General features: G+C 40.1%; 13 protein-coding genes. 4 read left to right on the top strand and 9 right to left on the bottom strand.

All coding sequences use genetic code 11. The features are described 5' to 3' along the window. Window positions 1–24: 24 nt before the first annotated feature. The 5 genes from OQ267_RS04780 to OQ267_RS04760 all read right to left on the bottom strand — a co-directional run bounded on the left by OQ267_RS04780 (window position 25) and on the right by OQ267_RS04760 (window position 6579). Complete coding sequence (locus OQ267_RS04780) at window positions 25–1818, bottom strand: acyl-CoA dehydrogenase family protein (protein WP_088302264.1); 1794 nt, start codon at window positions 1816–1818, stop codon at window positions 25–27. A 159-nt stretch (window positions 1819–1977) separates the two neighbouring features. Beyond that, the gene (locus OQ267_RS04775) at window positions 1978–3153 is read right to left on the bottom strand and encodes an acetyl-CoA C-acyltransferase (protein WP_088302263.1); all 1176 of its coding nucleotides are present in this window, start codon (window positions 3151–3153) and stop codon (window positions 1978–1980) included. 133 nt (window positions 3154–3286) lie between these two features. Beyond that, window positions 3287–3664 (bottom strand): four helix bundle protein, encoded by a 378-nt coding sequence (locus tag OQ267_RS04770; protein ID WP_265835078.1) that lies wholly within the window; start codon window positions 3662–3664, stop codon window positions 3287–3289. Between the two features lie 69 nt (window positions 3665–3733). Next, window positions 3734–6139 carry a 3-hydroxyacyl-CoA dehydrogenase/enoyl-CoA hydratase family protein gene (locus OQ267_RS04765; RefSeq protein ID WP_265835077.1) on the bottom strand — a complete coding sequence of 802 codons (2406 nt, stop codon included), beginning with the start codon at window positions 6137–6139 and terminating at the stop codon, window positions 3734–3736. Between the two features lie 5 nt (window positions 6140–6144). Continuing rightward, window positions 6145–6579, bottom strand: a complete 435-nt coding sequence (locus tag OQ267_RS04760) for a MarR family winged helix-turn-helix transcriptional regulator (protein WP_088302260.1) — start codon at window positions 6577–6579, stop codon at window positions 6145–6147. A gap of 125 nt (window positions 6580–6704) precedes the next feature. Here OQ267_RS04760 and OQ267_RS04755 point away from each other — a divergent pair, with 125 nt between their 5' ends. Further along, on the top strand, window positions 6705–7664 hold the full coding sequence (locus OQ267_RS04755; protein ID WP_265835076.1) for a hypothetical protein: 960 nt from the start codon (window positions 6705–6707) through the stop codon (window positions 7662–7664). Between the two features lie 89 nt (window positions 7665–7753). Here the strand turns inward: OQ267_RS04755 and OQ267_RS04750 are convergent, their stop codons facing one another. The 3 genes from OQ267_RS04750 to OQ267_RS04740 all read right to left on the bottom strand — a co-directional run bounded on the left by OQ267_RS04750 (window position 7754) and on the right by OQ267_RS04740 (window position 12620). Beyond that, window positions 7754–9067, bottom strand: coding sequence for a DUF6089 family protein (locus OQ267_RS04750; protein WP_088302258.1), 1314 nt, complete (start codon window positions 9065–9067; stop codon window positions 7754–7756). Window positions 9068–9157: 90 nt separating this feature from the next. Next, window positions 9158–10873 (bottom strand): gamma-glutamyltransferase, encoded by a 1716-nt coding sequence (gene ggt, locus OQ267_RS04745; RefSeq protein ID WP_265835075.1) that lies wholly within the window; start codon window positions 10871–10873, stop codon window positions 9158–9160. Continuing rightward, window positions 10845–12620 carry an AMP-dependent synthetase/ligase gene (locus OQ267_RS04740; protein WP_265835074.1) on the bottom strand — a complete coding sequence of 592 codons (1776 nt, stop codon included), beginning with the start codon at window positions 12618–12620 and terminating at the stop codon, window positions 10845–10847. Before OQ267_RS04740 ends, ggt begins: the two co-directional genes overlap by 29 nt. 264 nt (window positions 12621–12884) lie before the next feature. On the opposite strand from OQ267_RS04740, the gene OQ267_RS04735 reads away from it, so the two are divergent. Further along, window positions 12885–13358 carry a hypothetical protein gene (locus tag OQ267_RS04735; protein ID WP_088302254.1) on the top strand — a complete coding sequence of 158 codons (474 nt, stop codon included), beginning with the start codon at window positions 12885–12887 and terminating at the stop codon, window positions 13356–13358. 80 nt (window positions 13359–13438) lie between these two features. Here OQ267_RS04735 and OQ267_RS04730 read toward each other — a convergent pair whose 3' ends face one another. Beyond that, window positions 13439–15220: a M61 family metallopeptidase gene (locus OQ267_RS04730; RefSeq protein WP_253249060.1), complete on the bottom strand. Its 1782-nt coding sequence runs from the start codon at window positions 15218–15220 to the stop codon at window positions 13439–13441. Window positions 15221–15575: 355 nt separating this feature from the next. Here OQ267_RS04730 and OQ267_RS04725 point away from each other — a divergent pair, with 355 nt between their 5' ends. Next, window positions 15576–16655, top strand: coding sequence for an efflux RND transporter periplasmic adaptor subunit (locus tag OQ267_RS04725; protein ID WP_088302252.1), 1080 nt, complete (start codon window positions 15576–15578; stop codon window positions 16653–16655). 2 nt (window positions 16656–16657) lie between these two features. Then, window positions 16658–19768, top strand: a complete 3111-nt coding sequence (locus OQ267_RS04720; RefSeq protein WP_088302251.1) for an efflux RND transporter permease subunit — start codon at window positions 16658–16660, stop codon at window positions 19766–19768.

Raw genomic sequence — 19768 nt, 5'->3', positions numbered from 1 at the left:
CCTATATAACTTTAACCTTTATGGCTAAAAGATGTACTTATTGGCTTCGATTAACTGCTGCGCTACCCGCTGACGCGCATCCTTCACATTGAAAGGTTCTACTTTGGTAAACCTGCGAAGCCCAACCAACATCATCCTTTGCTCATCACCTTCTGCGAAGGCCCAAAGTGCCTCTTTACCTGCTTTAGCTACACCATCAACTGCTTCGACCATATAAATCCGGAGTAAATCTAACTGACCAGCTGCGGCTTCCTCGCCCCTGGTTGCTACTAATTTTTCTGTTCTAAGCAAAGCAGATTCCAGCACATAAACATAACCTGCCATATCAGCAATATTCATCAGAATTTCCTGCTCTTTGCTTAAAGTCATCATGAGTTTTTGAACGGCCGCACCAGCAACCATTAAAGTTGCTTTTTTAAGGTTAGCCAATACCTTTTTCTCCGCCGCAAATAACGTAGTGTCTTCTTCGCCGAAATCAGGGATGCTCATTAATTCGGCTGCCACGGCTGTAGCCGGGCCCATCAAATCAAGTTCTCCCTTCATGGCCCGCTTCAACATCATGTCAACCGTTAACAGGCGGTTAATTTCATTCGTTCCTTCAAAAATCCGGTTGATCCGGGCATCGCGATAGGCTCTATCCATTGGTGCATCGGCACTAAAGCCCATCCCACCATAAATCTGAACGCCTTCATCAACTGTATAATCCAGTGCTTCAGAGCCCCAAACTTTTAAAATCGCACATTCAACCGCAAACTGCTCTACTGATTTTAACCTCGCTTTACCAGATTCCATTCCCCCGGCAACCAATTGATCATAAGTATCATCTATATTTTGTCCGGCCCTGTAATTTGCCGCATCAACGGCATATAATTTTGATGCAATCTCAGCAATTTTGAAGCGAATGGCACCGTATTTTGAAATGGGGCGGCCAAACTGACTGCGTTCATTCGAGTAATTAATAGCTGTATTTAATGTTGCTTTAGAAGCCCCGATTGCCGCTGCCGATAACTTAATCCGGCCGATGTTTAAAATGTTTACAGCAATTTTGAACCCATTTTCCCGATCGCTCAGCATGTTCTCAACAGGCACAGGACAATCATTAAAGAAAACCTGGCGGGTTGATGAACCCTTGATTCCCATCTTATGCTCTTCAGGATTCATGGTGATGCCACCGAAATCTTTCTCTACGATAAATGCGGTTAGATTTTTATCATCATCTATCTTGGCAAAAACGATAAAAATGTCTGCAAAACCACCATTGGTAATCCACATTTTTTGTCCGTTGATGATATAATGTTTGCCATCATCACTCAATTTTGCTTTTGTTTTACCGGAATTTGCATCCGATCCTGAATTGGGTTCCGTTAAGCAATAAGCGGCTTTCCACTCACCAGATCCTAATTTCGGAATATATTTCGCTTTTTGTTCTTCATTACCATAATAGAGGATAGGCAAAGTTCCGATACCTGTATGTGCTGAAAGTGCCACAGCAAAAGAGTGACCGGCACCAACCACATCAGCAACCAACATGGAAGTGTTAAAGTTCTTGCCAAAACCGCCGTATTCTTCCGGAACAGAGACGCCAAGAATACCTAATTCACCTGCTTTAGTCAGCAATGCTGGCATTAATTCAGGGTCTTCCTGCTTATCGATTTTATCTAAATTCGGATAAACTTCTGCCTCCAGAAAATCGCGACACGTTTGCGCAATCATCTGTTGTTCTTCATCAAATTCTTCAGGGATAAATACATCCTGATAAACGGTTTCTTTTATTAAGAATTCGCCGCCTTTAATCGTTTTTTTTTCAGTTGTTTCCATTGTTATGAGATTTGAGAAATGAGATTTGAGATGTGAGACCAGCTCAACTCAAAGTCAATTCATAATATTTCAAGATGTGAGATGGGAGACATAAGATTTGAGACTCTAGTTTTCTTGATTACACTTGCTGTCTCAAATCTCATATCTGGCTTCTCAAGTCTATAAAAGTTCAAAAATACCTGCTGCCCCCTGTCCCGTACCTACGCACATGGTTACCATACCATATTTCTTATTTTGCCGTTTCAATTCATTCATCATCTGAACGGTTAGTTTTGCTCCGGTGCATCCCAGCGGATGGCCCAAAGCAATAGCGCCACCATTTACGTTAATAATGTCCGGATTCAAATCCAGTGTTCTGATAATGGCCAGTGATTGCGAAGAGAAAGCTTCATTCAGTTCAATCAGGTCAATCTCATTTTGATTTAAACCGGCCTGTTTTAAAGCTTTAGGTATTGCTTCAATCGGTCCGATACCCATAATTCTTGGTGGCACACCTGCTACGCTATAACTCACTAATCTGGCAATCGGCTCTGCATTCAATTCTTTCATTTTCCTTTCAGACACCACTAAAACAAATGCTGCACCATCTGAAGTTTGAGATGAATTACCTGCAGTTACACTACCCACAGCATCGAAAACGGGTTTCAATTTTGCCAGTTTTTCCAAAGTGGTATCTGCACGGGGCCCTTCATCCGTATCTACAACATAAGATCGTGTTTTCTTTTTCAGGTTTTCATCCAGGTAATTTTCATTTACAGTAATGGGCAGCACTCCATCTTTTAAATGTCCGTTTTTAATGGCATGGATGGCCTTTTCATGAGATTTAAGTGCAAAGGCATCCTGATCTTCACGGCTCACATTATATTCTTTAGCTACGGCTTCAGCGGTTAGTCCCATTCCCCAATACCAGTCTGGATTATTTTTCGCTACTTCCGCATTCGGAACCAGTTTCCAGCCACCAAATGGCATTCCACTCATTACTTCCACACCGCCGGCAATGATACAATCTGCCATTCCTGCCTTAATTTTCGCTACGGCAGTTGCGATGGTATCTAAACCTGATGCGCAATAACGGTTTACGGTAACCCCGGGAACTTTATCGGTATCTAAACCCATTAGCGAAATCATCCGGGCAATATTTAAGCCCTGTTCAGCTTCTGGTGTGGCATTCCCTACAATCACATCATCAATTTGTTCCTTATCTAAATTTGGAACTGATGCCACCAAAGCCCTGATCACTTCTGCAGCGAGATCATCTGCTCTTGTAAAACGGAATACGCCGCGTGGTGCTTTACCCACTGCTGTACGATATCCGGCTATAATATATGCTTCCATTTTTTAAGATTTGAGATCTGAGACTTTAGATTTGAGACCTGCCCAAATTCAAAACTCAGATCGATTATTATTTTTTGAGATCCTAGATATGAGACATTGGATTTGAGACCGATACCTTCTAAAATCTGGGGTCTCATATCTCTGTCTTTTTATTAATTTTCTTTTCCAGCATATGCTGAAAACCATAAATCATTTTTTGTAATTCATCTATTTGAGCAAGTAATGGTTCCAAAATTTTAGATTCAAGGATTGCGAGTTTACCAGCAATTACTAATTGAGTTTGCAATTCATTAGATGATCCATTCGCAATTCCTAAAAAATTATTGAATTCTTTAATTGAATTCCTCCCTGCACCTTCGGCAATGTTAGACGGAATGGAGACAGCAGCCCTTCGAGATTGACTGATTAAACCAAAACGTTCATCAGTTGGAAAAGTTGAAGTAGCTTTGTAAACATCTACCGCCAAATCAATAGCTTTATTCCAAATTTTCAACTCTTTTAAATTATTCATATCGTATTAATATGTGTAATTAACGACCGAATCAACTCAAATCTAACGTCTCAAATCTCCTTTCTCACACTAATTCCTCAACGGCTTGCCTTTGGTTATAATAGATTGAATTCTTTCCAATGATTTCCGTTCTCCCGCCAATGATAAAAAAGCTTCTCTTTCCAAATCCAGTAAATACTGTTCACTTACCTCTGTAGGCGATGAAAGATCCCCGCCACACATCACGTAACCTAATTTTTCGGAGATTTTTTTATCATGCTCAGAAATGTAATGTCCGGCGTACATACTATTTGCACCGGCATAAACAATCCCTAAGCCTTGCTTTCCAAGCACTTTAATATCCGTTCTTTGAACGGGTTTGGTATACCCGGCATCGGCCAGTTCAATGGCTTTCGCTTTTGCATCGGCCAGTAAACGGTTGCGGTTCATCGAAATGGAAAATTTATCCTTTTGCAAATACCCTAGTTCATAAGCTTCATATCCTGAAGTGGATACTTTTGCCATTCCAATAGTTAAGAAGCGTTCTTTTAAAGCATTCTGGACAATCTGATCATCTTTATATTCATCAGATGCACGTAAAGCAAATTCTTTTGTACCGCCTCCTCCAGGGATCACGCCTACACCAAATTCTACTAATCCCATATAAGTTTCTGCGGATAACTGAACATGATCTGCATGTAAGCTGAACTCGCAGCCACCGCCAAGTGTTAAGTTATGCGGTGCCACCACGACCGGGATAGCGGAATAACGGATGCGCATAGACGTATTCTGAAACATGCGAATGGCCATATTCAGTTCATCCCACTCCTGCTCTACCGCCATCATAAAGATCATGCCCACGTTTGCACCGGCAGAGAAATTTGCACCATCATTACCGATTACTAAACCACGATAGTCTTTTTCAGCCATATCAATAGCTTTGTTAATGCCTGAAATTACATCGCCCCCAATGGTATTCATTTTGGTGTGGAACTCTACATTCAAAATGCCATCCCCTAAATCGATGATGGACACACCGGAGTTTTTCCAAAGGGTTTTATTTTCACGGATGTTATCCAGGATAATAAACTCATCCGTTCCAGGCAGGGCTTTATAAGATTTGGTTGGAATATCATAATACTTTTTGATACCCGCTTCCACTTTATAAAAGGAAGTATTGCCTGCATCAAGCATTTCATGCACCCAGGCCGCAGCTTTGTTTCTATATTGCTCCATGCCTTCTACACCTTCTTTTACGCCAACAGCATCCCAAAGTTCAAATGGCCCCAATTCCCAGCCGAAACCCGCACGCATGGCATCATCAATGCGATACAACTCATCAGAGATTTCCGGAATCCGATCAGACACATATTCAAATAATCCAAAAGAAGAATGGCGGAATAACTCACCTGCCTTATCTTTCCCCTTAGCAAAAATCTTCATGCGTTCGGGAAGATTTTCAACAGGTTTGGTCATCTCCAGCGTAGCTGATTTAACCTTTTGCTGAGGTTTGTATTCTAATGTTTTTAAGTCCAGTGCGAGGATTTCTGTTTTGCCTTCAGCCGTTTTTGTTTTCTTATAAAAACCTTGTTTGGTTTTATCGCCCAGCCATTTGTTCTCTTCCATTTTCTGCACGTAGGCAGGAAGTTTAAATAATTCGTGGGCTTTATCATCCGGACAATTATCATAGAGTCCTTTGGCTACTTTAATCATGGTATCCAAACCCACCACATCCGATGTACGGAAGGTGGCCGATTTTGGTCTGCCCAAAGCCGGACCTGTAAATTTATCAACCTCTTCTACTGTCAGATCTAACTTTTCAACCAGGTGGAGTAAAGCCATAATGGAGTAAACCCCTACGCGGTTGGCAATAAATGCAGGCGTATCTTTACATAAAACAGTTGTTTTACCTAAAAACTTATCGCCATAATGCATCAGAAAATCAACAATTTCCGGTTTGGTATATGGCGTTGGAATCACCTCCAGTAATTTTAGGTACCGGGGCGGATTAAAAAAATGTGTACCGCAGAAATGCGCTTTAAAATCTTCACTTCTGCCCTCAGCCATTAAGTGAATAGGAATGCCTGAAGTATTAGAAGTGATTAAAGTGCCAGGTTTACGAAATTGTTCTACCTGCTCGAAAACCTTTTTCTTAATATCTAGATTTTCTACCACCACCTCAATTACCCAATCAAAGCCGGCAATTTTCGACATATCATCATCAAAATTTCCGGTTTTAATTTTATTCAGTGCCTTTTTAGTGTAAACTGGTGATGGATTTGTTTTGACAGCCGTTTGCAAGGCTGTATTTACAATCCGGTTTTTAACAGCCGGTTTATCTAATGTTAATCCTTTTGCCTGTTCTTCTGGTAACAGTTCTTTCGGGGCAATATCTAAAAGCAAAACTTCTACACCAATATTGGCAAAATGGCATGCAATCCGCGAACCCATGATTCCTGAACCCAGAACAGCAACTTTATTTATGCTTCGTTTCATAATTATTAATCAACAGTATATGCTACAGTTATATCATTTAATTTTATCAACAGATTAATGAAAGTCTCTTTTTCCTTTTTAGAAAAATGTTCATCGAGATATTCATTAAATTTTCTAACAACCCCCTTAGCCAAGTGTTTCTTTTCTTTACCAAAATCAGTCAGAAAAACTTTTACCGAACGTTTATCACCAACAGAAGTTTCTCTGTAAATCAGGCTGGCATCTTCCATGTTGTTTAGCATCCGCGACAGGCTGGTTGCCTTTACGCCAAGCAACCCTGCCAGGTTAGAAACAGCAGTACCTTCTTCATCATTGATATTGATCAGCATATAACCAATAGCCTGAGTAATTCCAAAACTGGAAGCCATCTGATTATACTTGTTAAACATATTTTGCCATGCAAATTTCACATGGTAATCAATAGTTTGCTGTTGTTTCATTTCAATAATTTATTATGCTTGCATAACAAAGCTAATGAATGTATTTTATTATTGCAATAGAAAATTTTAAAATAATTGTTAAAAGATGCTTATAATAGACGGATACAAATCAAACCTTCATAACGATGCTTTTTACGAAAAAAAATCTGATCATCCATTTATTGATACTGCCTGCTTTTTCATGTCTGGCGCAAACATCATATTTTGGAAGTGAGGCAACAACACTGGATAAAATAGAAAAATTAAAGAAAACAACTACGCTATTTACTTTACCTTATTCCGGATATAAATCTGTTGAAAAATTTGAGGAAGCCATAAAAAAATCCTGGACCATTACACCTTATAAAATTATTAAACCAGAAGAGCTGGCGGGTTATCAGCGCTCAACGGCTTATTCTTTTTTTTATTTAGACAGCTACAGTGAACAAATTGACACCCTTAAAAATTTGAACCTGGTTTATGCACTAAAGGTGATTTCACCATCCGAAAACCCGAAGCAATTTGCAGAAACCACGCTGGCTACAGTTACCCTTTTTCCGGATGTACTGACCAGCTTACAAATGTCGCTTATTGAGCAGTCCAATTCAAAAAGAGCTGCAAAATCGAAACAACTGAATTTACTTTATAATCAGGCTGTTTTCTTAAACTGGTCTCCGGGTATGCTCTCGGGCTATTTAAAACAGATTAATGATGGACTATTATCCAACCAGACACGCGGACTGGATTATCAGTTCTATAATAAAGTAAGACTTCCTGAACTGGTAAATGAAACCTTATACCTTCCTGAATATATCAGGGAGGTTTTCTCAGCCCAGCCTGTTGCTCCGGTACAAGACATAGCTACTGAAGCACCATACCGTTATAAAATCAAATTCGTACCGAACGCCATACTGGATAGTTTAATTCTGAATAAAGATTCAACCATTAAATACCTGGTTTACACGAAACGTTCGAATGATAAAATCATCAGTATTTATGATAGCAGAGACGGATTACTGATTTACCAGATGTTTTCCTTTCAATCGCCAAATTTCAGCATGAGTGACCTGAATAACATTAAAAAAACGATCACATTGATTCATTAGTCATCCATTTTTAATGAACCATAAAATGTTATGGCATAAAAAAGGCCTCCGATAAAAATCGGAGGCCTTAAATTTATTTTAACTATTAACTAGTATAATGTAAATTCTACACGACGGTTTTTTTGACGACCAGCTGCAGTTTTATTCGTTGCAATTGGCTGACCCATTCCATAGCCTGTAGCCTCAATACGTGATGCATTTGCACCTTGAGATACTAAGTAAGCTTTTACAGATTCAGCTCTTTCTTTAGATAAACGTAAGTTTAATTCTTTTGAACCAGTGTTATCTGTGTGACCAGCTAATTTTAAGCTAAAGTTTTTCTGTACCAATAATGCAGCAACTTTGTTTAATGAAGCATAAGATTTAGAACGGATAGTTGCTTTACCTAAATCAAACTCTAAGTTTTTAATGGCTTCACTCACCACTTTACGATCTTCTTCAGTAATTACTGTTACCTGAGGTTTTGGAGCCACTAACGGACAACCTGAACCATCAACCACTGTTCCTGATGGTGTATCCGGACATTTATCCAATTTATCAGCAACACCGTCACCGTCTGAATCTTTTAAAATGTCAGCCATATCTGAACGCAATTTTGCATTTTCAGCTTTTTGAGCATCAAGATCACCTTTTAATGCATCAGCAGTTTGTTTTGCTTTTAATGCCTCATCATAAGTTAAAGCAACCGGATTGTGGAAAGCCAATTGTTTTCCACTTCCCAAAGCAAATTCTAAACCAGCATAAGCGTAGTTATATTTGTCATTGCTTCCTCTGTAATAACCATCTAAGTTATCGCCATCAACAAAGTTGATTGTCCAACCTAAATCGAAGTTTACAGCATCTGAGATTTTAAATTTAGCACCGAGGCCTACCGGGATAATTAATTCGCTAATTGTTTTATCACCTGCATACAATGAAGTACCAGCTGCTGTTGTAATTGTTGGTTTGTAACCAGCCAAGCCCGCTCCAACAGATGTATAAAGTTGCAAAGCATTCTCTTTCTTGAACATATCGATGTTAAACAAGTTAACAACAGCATTTAAACTACCCGAATATTCTAATTGCGTATCAAAAGCTGAAACCGAAGAGTTATTTGTTACACCACTGTCATAAGCTTCAGTATTATCGCCTTTTAATTTACCTCTTACCCCGTCTAAACGTAAAGAGAAATAAGGTGTAAATTGTTTCTTAATGTAAAGACCATAACCAAAACTCGTTTTGTTATTGCTAAAATCATTTTTACCACCTAGCGGAGAAAGTGGCGTTAAAGCACCTGCATTAACACCAATAGACCAAGTTCTGAAAGGTGTAGTTGAGGTAACTGGTTCCTGTGCCGAAGCAGCAGTTCCAATAAACAAACCGGCCAATGCTACCGGTAAAGATTTAAATAGATTTAATTTCATGTTCGATATTTTAATTTGTAAGCGTTTCCCTTAAATAGCAATTGCCATACCAAAAATATTGTTTTAAAAAATTAATCATATTTTTAATGCTTAATACCCAATGGCCTGATCATCTCCACGGGGATCGGCTCCCCCCTGATAGCTTCCGTTTTTGGTTCTTAAAATGGCATCTACCCTGCCAATCGGCCCACGGGGTACCAACTTATAACCTTTGGCTTTTAGTTTTTCCATCAACAGGCTATCCATGGCATCTTTTTCTACATAAACTTCATCCGGTAACCATTGATGATGAAATTTCCTGGCTGAAACAGCCTGTTGCATATTCATGTCAAAATCAATCACATTAATAATGGTTTGAAAAACGGAGGTGATAATGGTTGACCCACCCGGTGTACCCACCACCATAAATAAATTTCCATTTTTCTCTACAATAGCTGGTGTCATCGAACTTAACATCCTTTTATCTGGCGCAATGGCATTTGCCTCTCCACCGATCAGTCCGTACATATTCGGTGCCCCTGGTTTGACTGAAAAATCGTCCATTTCATTGTTTAGCAGAAATCCACCACCTTTTACAGCAACCAGTGAACCATAAGAACCATTAAGCGTGGTGGTAACGGATACTGCATTTCCATCATGATCTGCGATGGAAAAATGAGTTGTTTCTTCATGTTCAGTCCCATTTATTTTTCCAGCCAGAACCTGGCTACTTGGTGTGGCAGCGGCCCAGCTAAAGTTGGCCATTCGTTTTCTATTATACTCGGGACTGAGGAGCTGATTTTGCGGCACCTGATAAAAATCCGGATCACCAAGATGTGTTGCACGATCGGCATAAACCCTCCGTTCTGCTTCAACCATTACCTGAACGGTTGAATCTTGATTATGCCCCCATCTTTTAAGTGGAAACGGCGCTACACTTTCCAGTAATTGTACCAGGGCAATACCTCCGCTCGAAACGGGTGGCATGGTGATGATTTTATAGCCCCGGTAATCACCTGTAATCGGTTTGCGCCATTTGGCATGATAATGCAGTAAGTCTTCTTTGGTGATCAAGCCTTTCCCACTTTGCATTTCGGCTACAATAGCATCGGCCACAGGCCCTTCATAAAAACCGGCACGTCCTTTTTCCTGAATCAGTTTCAGCGTATTGGCCAGTTCGGTTTGTACCAGCAAATCATTTTCCTTCCAGGTACTTTCTAAATTTACGAGAGCAGTTCCATTCGGATTAAACATCATTAATTTCTGATGCAGGCCGTTTAATTCTGCTGCCTGCCTTTTTGTAATGCTAAAACCATTCTGCGCGAGTTGTATGGCTGGCTGAACTACCTGTGCCCAGGTTAAATGTCCATATTTTTGATGGGCTTCTACCATCCCGTCTACCGATCCGGGAACACCGGCAGCAAGATGTCCGTACAAACTTTTATCTACAATTGGCTCTCCCGATGCATCCAGATACATATCCCTGCTTGCTCCTGCCGCAGCTTTTTCCCTGAAATCAAGGGTATTAATTTCACCTTTGGCAGAGCGGTACACCATAAAACCTCCGCCACCGATATTACCTGCGTTTGGGTACACTACGGCTAATGCAAACTGAACGGCCACTGCGGCATCTATGGCATTGCCACCTTTCTTTAAAATATCAACACCTACCTGAGAGGCCTCCGGATGGGCTGAAACCACCATTCCGTTTTTATATTCGCCACTGTTATTTTTACCAAGCTGCCCGGTTACACAACCCGAAATGATAGTGGTAATGGTGATAAAAACTGATAATACCTTAATGTGGGGCTTTATAGTTTTCTGCATCCTTATATATTTTTTCGATGATATCTATATTCTTTTCTGTAATTACTTTTCTCTTCAAACTTAATTTTGGTGTAAGTTCTCCACCATCAATGCTCCATTCTTTCGGTAATAAAGCAAATCTTTTTACCTGTTCCCATTTACCAAAGGAAACATTTAATGCTTCGATTACTTCATTGTATTTCGTTAAAACCTGCTCATTTCTGATAAGATCTTCCGGATTTGTAAAGGCAATGCCTTTCTTATTTGCCCATGATTTTAAGGTTTCAAAATTAGGGACAACCAAAGCTGAGGGGAATTTTCTATTTTCACCTAAAACCATAATCTGTTCAATAAAAATAGATTCTTTATATTTATTTTCCAGCATTTGCGGGGCAACATACTTCCCACCTGCGGTTTTAAACATTTCTTTCTTGCGGTCAGTAATCTTTAGAAATCTACCCTCTACCAATTCTCCGATATCACCGGTATGGAACCATCCATCCTGGTCAAGCGCTTCATTCGTTAAATCGGGACGTTTATAATAACCTTTCATCACCTGATGGCCTTTTGTTAACACTTCACCATCTGGTGCAATTTTAACTTCCACGCCGGTAATGACCTCACCCACGGTTCCAAACATGGTACCACCAAAGCGGTTTACCGTAATTACCGGAGAGGTTTCCGTTAAGCCATAGCCTTCAAAGACAGGCATCCCGGCGGCCCAGAATATCCGGGCCAGACGTGGGTTTAAAGCAGCTCCACCGGATACAATCACCACGATTTCTCCACCCAAAGCTTCCTGCCATTTCTTAAACACCAGTTTTCTGGCAATACTTAATTTAAAGTTATACCAGGCTCCGGCATCAATAGTATATTGTTCAGCCAAAGCCACAGACCAAAAAAAGATTCCTCTTTTAATACCTGTCAGGGCTTTACCCTTTTCCATGATCTTATCATATACCTTTTCCAATAAGCGTGGCACGGTAGAAAACGCATTGGGCTTAACATGCTGAATATCGGCTACAATGGTTTCCATACTTTCAGCATAATAAACTGCGGTATGGTTATACAGGTACAGATAAATAATCATCCGCTCAAAAATGTGCGACAGGGGTAAGAAGCTTAATCCTTTTTCTACGCCATTCGGCATCACCACCAATGAATTCACAAAATTCGACACCAGGTTATTGTGCGTTAACATCACGCCTTTGGGTGTGCCGGTGGTGCCGGAGGTATAAATCAGGGTCAGAATATCTTCCGGTTCAACTTTATTGCGGTATTCATCCAGATCAATATCGATGGCAGATTTACCCAGATCAGTTAATACTTTCCAGTTTTCTACACCTTCAACTTGATTAAAACTATAAATTTTGATATCCGGATTTACCTCATTGACACAAGGTTTGATCTTCTCATATAATTCCTGATCAGCAATAAAAATGATAGAAACTTCTGCATCCTTTAAGATAAACTGAATGTCATGTTCGGCCAGGGTTGGATAAAGCGGAATCTGATAAGCACCAATTTGATTAATGGCAAAATCAGTGATATTCCATTCCGGGCGGTTATGTGACATGACTGCAACCCTGCTTTCTTTAGCCATTCCCACGCTGATTAATCCGCGGCTCAGGTGGTCAACAGCCTCACAAAATGCAACTGTACTATAATTGACCCATTTCCCTTTAATTTTCCCACTAACAAAATCATCCTTAGGTTTTTCCAAGCTGTACTTTAATAGATCGAAAACGCGTTTAATTTCTGCAGCCATATCATCAATATATTTGGTTAAGTTAAAAAAATCAACATAAAAGACCTCACATCTGTATATGTTTCTTGTCAAATAATTTAGCCTAAAGCCGGAAAACCAGCACAAAGCTCATTACCTGAAATATTTGACTAAACTTAAGAATTCCATAATTACTATGCAAGCATTGTTTTTTAACATTAATTTTTTTACCCTCAAAACATAATCGGCATTAAAGTTGTTAGGCAGATCGTAATTAAAAAAATATTAATTTAAAAAAGCTCGTTTATGAAGAAGTTATTTACAATTTTAGGATGCATTGCTTTATTTGCTGTTACAACAACAACGGTTAAAGCACAAAATTACAAAAACGCAATCGGTGGTCGTTTTGGAACAGCTAATGGTGTGAGTTTTAAAACTGGCCTGAATAAAGGTGCTATGTTGGAGTTAATTGGTAATTTCAGAAGCTCAAAGGGCGTAGACTATTTAAGATTAACTGGTTTGTATGAAGTTTACAATCCAATTAATGGTGCTGATGGCCTTACCTGGTATTATGGTGGTGGTGGTACCATTGGTTCATACAAAGTAAAGGGCTTTGATAGCGATGTTTATTTAGGATTAAACGGTGTTTTAGGTTTAGATTATAAATTCAGAGGTGCTCCAATCAATTTATCTTTGGATTGGGTTCCTACTTTACAATTAACACCTGATACAGATTTTTATAGCGGTGATGTAGGCTTAGGCGTTCGTTTTACTTTCTAGAAAATGATTTCATAAAAAAGTCCTGCTAGATTCATTTCTTGCAGGACTTTTTTATGGACTATCAATTCACAACTCCAAACTTATTTCCCCGTCCATTTAGCAAATACCGCTTTCTGCTCAGATGTGGCATGCTCATTAATAGTAGCTTTTAAACGCACACTTGGATTTTCCTTTAATGTTAAAGCAATTTCTTTTTCCAAACCATCACGCATTACTTTCAGCTTCAGCACATCACCTATATTTTTCTTTGAAACCAGTGGCAAGGTTTCCAGTGAAATCATCGGACTTCTTAATTTAATGTTAGACAAAGCATCGTTAACACTAACACCATCTAAAGAAACAATTTCATCATTTACATTTAAACCGCTTATCCAGGCTGCCGAATTTCTGGTTACTGAAGTCACACTAAGAGTACCATTGTTGGTTAATTGGCCGGAAGCACCACTTACCGGTTTACCTGGTGTAGCATTTTCTGTGGTAACATCTACCCCGGCCATTTTAAAATATTTCTGATATTCCACATCATCCACGCCATTCACATACTTTGCCCAGAAATTAGTGAAACTGATTCCTGCAATTTTTTCCACCATGGCTTTAAATTCTGCATCGGTATAGCCACGTTTCAATGTTTTGCATTGCAGGTACATCGCTTTCATCACATCATCAAGGCTTTTGGTTCCTTTTGTGGCGTTAATAATTTCCAGGTCCATCAAAATACCAATGACCTCACCTTTACTGTAATAGGATATGGAATTATTCTTTGAATTTTCATTTGGACGATAGCCAATAATCCACGCATCATAACTGGATGATGCTGCCGACTGGTATTTGGCACCAGGCGTATTCACCACTGTACCAACGGCACCTGCCAGATCATTTACAAACTGAGCCGCATCATTAAAGCCAGCCCTTTGCATATATTTATTTTCATAATAAGAGGTAAAACCCTCTGCCACCCAGAGATTGGTGGTGTAATTTTCATTGTCATAATCGAAAGGACCTAAAGCCACCGGACGTAAACGCTTTACATTCCATAGGTGATGATATTCATGCGCCACCAGGGCAAGGAAACCTTTATACCCTGCTTCAGTATTATAGGCATTTCTGCTTGCCCCCAAAGTGGTAGAATTTAAATGCTCCAAGCCGCCGCCGCCCCTTAAAAAATTATGCACGATAAAAACATAATGTTTGTTGGGGTTTTCACCATAAACTTTAGTAGGCTCCTCCACAATTTTAGCCATATCTACTTTCAGCTTTTCTTTATCGTAGTTTCCGCCGCCATACATGGCTACCTCGTGACGTACTCCCGCTGCCATAAATTCAAAAACATCCTGGTTGCCTACTTCAATGGGACTATCGTATAAAATATCAAAGTCAGTGGCTTTGTAAGTAAACTGCTGACCGGCAACAGGCTCCAAACCAGTAGACACTTTACTCCAGGTATTAAACGGAATAATCTTTACTGTACTTGGCGATTTGATCATGCCATCAGGATGCATAAAAATCCCTGTGGGCGATAAAAAAGCGTGAGACTCATCTATGAATGGTGTACGCACAGAAATTTCAAATGCATAAACACGGTAGTTGATTTTGATATTGGCTGATTTTGCCGAGAAAATGCGCCAGGTATTTTTTCTTACCTTCTCTACCTTTACGGCTTTGCCGGATGCAGTGGCTTTAAATTCCTCTACACTTTTTTCAAATTCACGTACCAGATAAGATCCTGGTGTCCAAACCGGCATTTTAACATCAACATAATCTTTAACCAAACCAGAGATATTCATCTGAACTTCTGCATAATGTGCCTGTGGTTCTTTAAAAGAAACTTCAAAGCCAATTTTTACCTGCGCCTTCGCTGCCATAATACATGTTAGTAATAAAACTAAACCTAAAATTGATTTTTTAATAAACATATTAATGTGATTTGCCACAAATTTATATTTATTGCTTAGTTTTTCGAATTAAAAACGGCGAAGAGGTGTAAAATTGTTGGGAGTTTTTAGTTTGAAGTCATGAGCTGATAGTCTTGAGTACAAAGTCTGCAGTCGCAAGTCTACTAAAGACGATGGAATGAAGACTCAGGAATAAATACTCAAAGCTAAGTAACATCCTTAATACAACAAATTTAGGACTAAACTATTTGGATATTTTTACACTCTATTAGCAGGTATTAAAATAACATTAGTGCAGGTTAAGGGGTACTACACAAATATAAACATGAAGAAAAGGTATATTATCTATGCTGTTTTGGCTCTGGGCTTGGCCTATCTGGTTTATTACAGAGTTAACGCAAACAAAAAAATAGATGGAAAAGGTGCGGGTACAACCGGTAAAAGTGGCAATTCTAAAAATCCAGCACTGGTTGTTGACGGAATTATAGTAAAACCAACTTCTTTTGATAACGATCTGGAAGTAACTGGCGCCATTGACGCCAATGAATCTGTTGTTTTAAAAAGTGAAATCTCGGGTCTGGTAACAGGCATCTATTTTAAAGAAGGCACTCAGGTAACTAAGGGCAGTGTATTGGTTAAAATAAACGACAGGGATCTCCAGGCACAGTTGCAGGAAGCCATTACGAAACAAAAACTTTCCGGGACAAATGAGAACCGGGCTAAACAGCTATTGGAAAAAGGTGCGATCAGTCAGGAAGAATATGATACTTCCCTGGCCGATTCCAGGTCGTTGCAGTCGCAATCACAATTGGTTAGGGCTCAGCTGGCGAAAGCCACCATCCGGGCCCCATTTTCCGGAAGAATCGGTTTGCGCAGCATTTCTGAGGGCACTTATATCACGCCATCAACCGTAATAGCCAACCTGGTGAGTACCAATCCCATTAAAATTACCTTTTCCATTCCGGAGAAATATGCCGGTCAAATCAAATCGGGTTCAACAATTACCTTTACTACAGATGGATCAGCTAAGGAAAATACCGGAAAAGTGTATGCCATAGAGCCCGGAATTAATGCTGCCACCAGAACTTTACAAATCAGGGCTTTGGCACCAAATGCCGATAATGCTTTATTGCCCGGATCTTTCGCCAAAATCAAACTGGCCTTAAATACCTTGCAAAATGCAATCCTGATTCCTAACCAGGCTGTTGTGCCGGTTTTAAAGGGAAAGATTGTGTATATCCAGAAAAATGGCAAGGCGAAGGAGGTAAAAGTAGAAGCAGGTACCCGTACTGATGAAAATATAGTCATAACATCAGGTTTAAATGTTGGTGATACCGTATTGACCACCGGTTCAATGGCACTAAAGCAAGATGCACCGGTAAAAGTTCATCTGGTTAAACAATAGATATGAGTATTTCTACCACGAGTATAAAGAGGCCGGTACTGGCTATCGTAATGAACTTGCTGATTGTGCTTTTCGGCATTATCGGCTATACCTTCCTGGGTGTAAGGGAATATCCTTCCATTGACCCAACAGTTGTATCAGTGAGAACTTCTTACCCCGGTGCCAATTCTGATATTATTGAATCGCAGATTACAGAACCTTTAGAAAAATCCATCAATTCCATTGATGGGATCCGGAATATCTCCTCTTCCAGTAATCAGGGTACCAGTAATATCACCATTGAGTTTAACCTGGATAAGAATATTGAAGAGGCAGCGAATGATGTCCGGGATAAAGTTTCGCAAGCCGGCAGAACGTTGCCAAAAGACATTGACGGTTTACCTGTGGTAAGCAAAGCAGATGCAAACTCCGATCCGATTTTATCCATGACCATTCAAAGCGACAAAAGAAATACGCTGGAATTGAGTGATTTTGCCGAAAATGTAATTGCCGACCGGATTCAAACCATTCCGGGCGTAAGTAGTGTGCAGATTCAGGGCCAGCGGAAATACGCCATGCGAATCTGGATGGACCCCAACAAACTCAGCGCATATGGTTTAACTTCACAGGATATTGTAACGGCATTAGATAATGAAAATGTAGAATTACCTTCAGGAAAAATTACCGGTGCCACCACAGAATTAACGGTTAAGACGCTTGGGAAGTTAACCGATGAAAACCAGTTCAACAACCTGATTTTAAAATCAGACAGTAACCAGGTCGTCAAATTAAAAGATGTGGGTTATGCTGTTTTGGGTCCGGAAAATGAAGAAACCATTTTAAGGGAATCCGGCAAGCCCATGGTTGCAGTAGCCATTATCCCTCAACCCGGCGCCAATTATCTTGACATCAGCAAAGAATTTTATAAACGTTTTGATAAGTTAAAGGCTGATATTCCCCAGGATATTAAACTAAAAGTTGCCCTGGATAATACGCTTTTCATCAAACGTTCGGTAACCGAAGTTGCCGAAACAATTGGTTTATCACTCCTACTGGTGATTCTGATCATCTACCTGTTTTTCAGAGACTGGGCCATTGCTTTCCGGCCACTCATTGATATCCCGGTATCATTGGTTTTTACCTTCTTTATCATGTATGCCTTCGGCTTTTCCATCAATGTTTTAAGTTTACTGGCTATTGTGCTGGCCACGGGGCTGGTGGTTGATGATGGTATTGTAGTGACCGAAAATATTTTTAAGAAAGTTGAAGAAGGCATGTCACCTTTTGAAGCGGCGATTAAAGGCTCAAATGAAATTTTCTTTGCAGTAATTTCCATTTCCATCACCCTGGCAGCGGTATTTTTACCGGTGATCTTTTTACAAGGCTTTGTAGGGCGATTGTTCCGAGAATTTGGCGTGGTCATTGGTGCAGCCGTTTTAATTTCGGCATTCGTATCGCTTACCCTTACCCCAATGTTAAATGCTTATTTAATGAAACCGGGCGGACATAAGCCTTCCAGATTCTACAATTGGACGGAGCCTTATTTTGTTAAGTTAAATGATTCATATGCATCAAACCTGAATAAATTCTTAGATCGCCGATGGCTTTCCATTCCCATTATTGTGGTTTGTATGGGACTGATTTTTCTATTCTGGAAACTGCTACCTAAAGAAACTGCGCCTTATGATGACAGAAGTGCCATTAACATCAGTGCAACCACACCCGAAGGCTCATCTTTTGCCTATACTGATCAGTTTATCATGAAACTGAATCAGCTGGTTATTGATTCCGTTCCAGAGAAAAACGTGAACATCACCATTACCTCACCTGGGTTTGGAGGTTCCGGTTCGGTAAATTCCGGTTTTGTAAGGATGGGATTGGTTAATCCTGAAGACCGTGAGCGATCGCAAAAAGACATCGCTGATATGCTGACCAGAATTACCAAAAAATACAGTGAAGGAAAAACAATTGTTAACCAGCAACCCACTATTTCTGTAGGCCGCAGGGGTGGCTTACCAATCAGCTATATCATTCAGGCACAAAATTTTGACAAACTAAGGGAGAAAATCCCTTTGTTTATGGATGCAGTGGCAAAAGATCCAACCTTTACCGTTTCTGATGTTAACCTGAAATTTAATAAACCCGAAATTAACCTCACCATTGACAGGGATAAGGCTAAAAACCTGGGTGTTTCTATCTCTGCCATTGCACAAACCCTGAACTTAGGTTTAAGCGGCCAACGTTTTTCGTATTTCTTTATGAATGGAAAACAATACCAGGTTATCGGTCAGTTTGACCGTGGCGACAGGAAAGATCCGCTGGATTTAAGTTCTGTGTATGTGCGTAGCGATAAAGGTGAACTGGTACAGCTGGACAACCTGGTGACAGCGAAAGAAGAAAGCAGTCCGCCGCAATTATACCGGAACAACCGTTTTATTGCCGCTACCGTATCTGCAGGATTGGCCCCTGGCAAAAGTATAGGTGAAGGGATTGATGCGATGGACGCCATTTCAGCAAAAATCCTGGATGAAACTTTTTCAACAGATTTAAGTGGCGAATCACGGGATTTTAAGGAAAGTTCTTCAAACACTTTTTTCGCTTTCGGCTTAGCCCTGTTATTGGTTTACCTCATTCTTTCAGCACAGTTTGAAAGTTTCAAAGATCCGATCATCATTATTCTGACCGTACCAATGGCAGTTGCAGGCGCGTTCTTATCGCTGTGGTTATGTGGTCAGAGCTGGAATATCTTCAGCCAGATCGGAACCATTATGCTGATTGGCCTGGTAACGAAAAATGGTATCCTGATAGTAGAATTTGCCAACCAGTTGAAAGAAAAAGGCGTCCCCATTGCAGAAGCCATCCGCGAGGCATCTGTTTCGCGTTTGCGGCCGATTTTGATGACAAGTTTAGCCATTGCCATTGGTGCCCTGCCTATTGCATTGGCTTTGGGTGCTGCAGCAAAAAGCAGGATGAGTATGGGAACGGTGATTGTTGGCGGAACGATGTTTTCACTGATACTAACACTGTTTGTTATTCCAGCCATATATTCCTATTGGGCAAAGCCGTACAAACCCAACAAACAATTAAAAGATGCGCATCGCTTCGAAGAAGAAGCCTTAAACACAGCACATTAA

Source organism: Pedobacter sp. MR22-3, from assembly GCF_026240075.1.
Lineage (GTDB): Bacteria > Bacteroidota > Bacteroidia > Sphingobacteriales > Sphingobacteriaceae > Pedobacter.
Note: the sequence above shows the minus strand (reverse complement) of the source record. Positions and strands in the feature narration are given on the sequence as shown.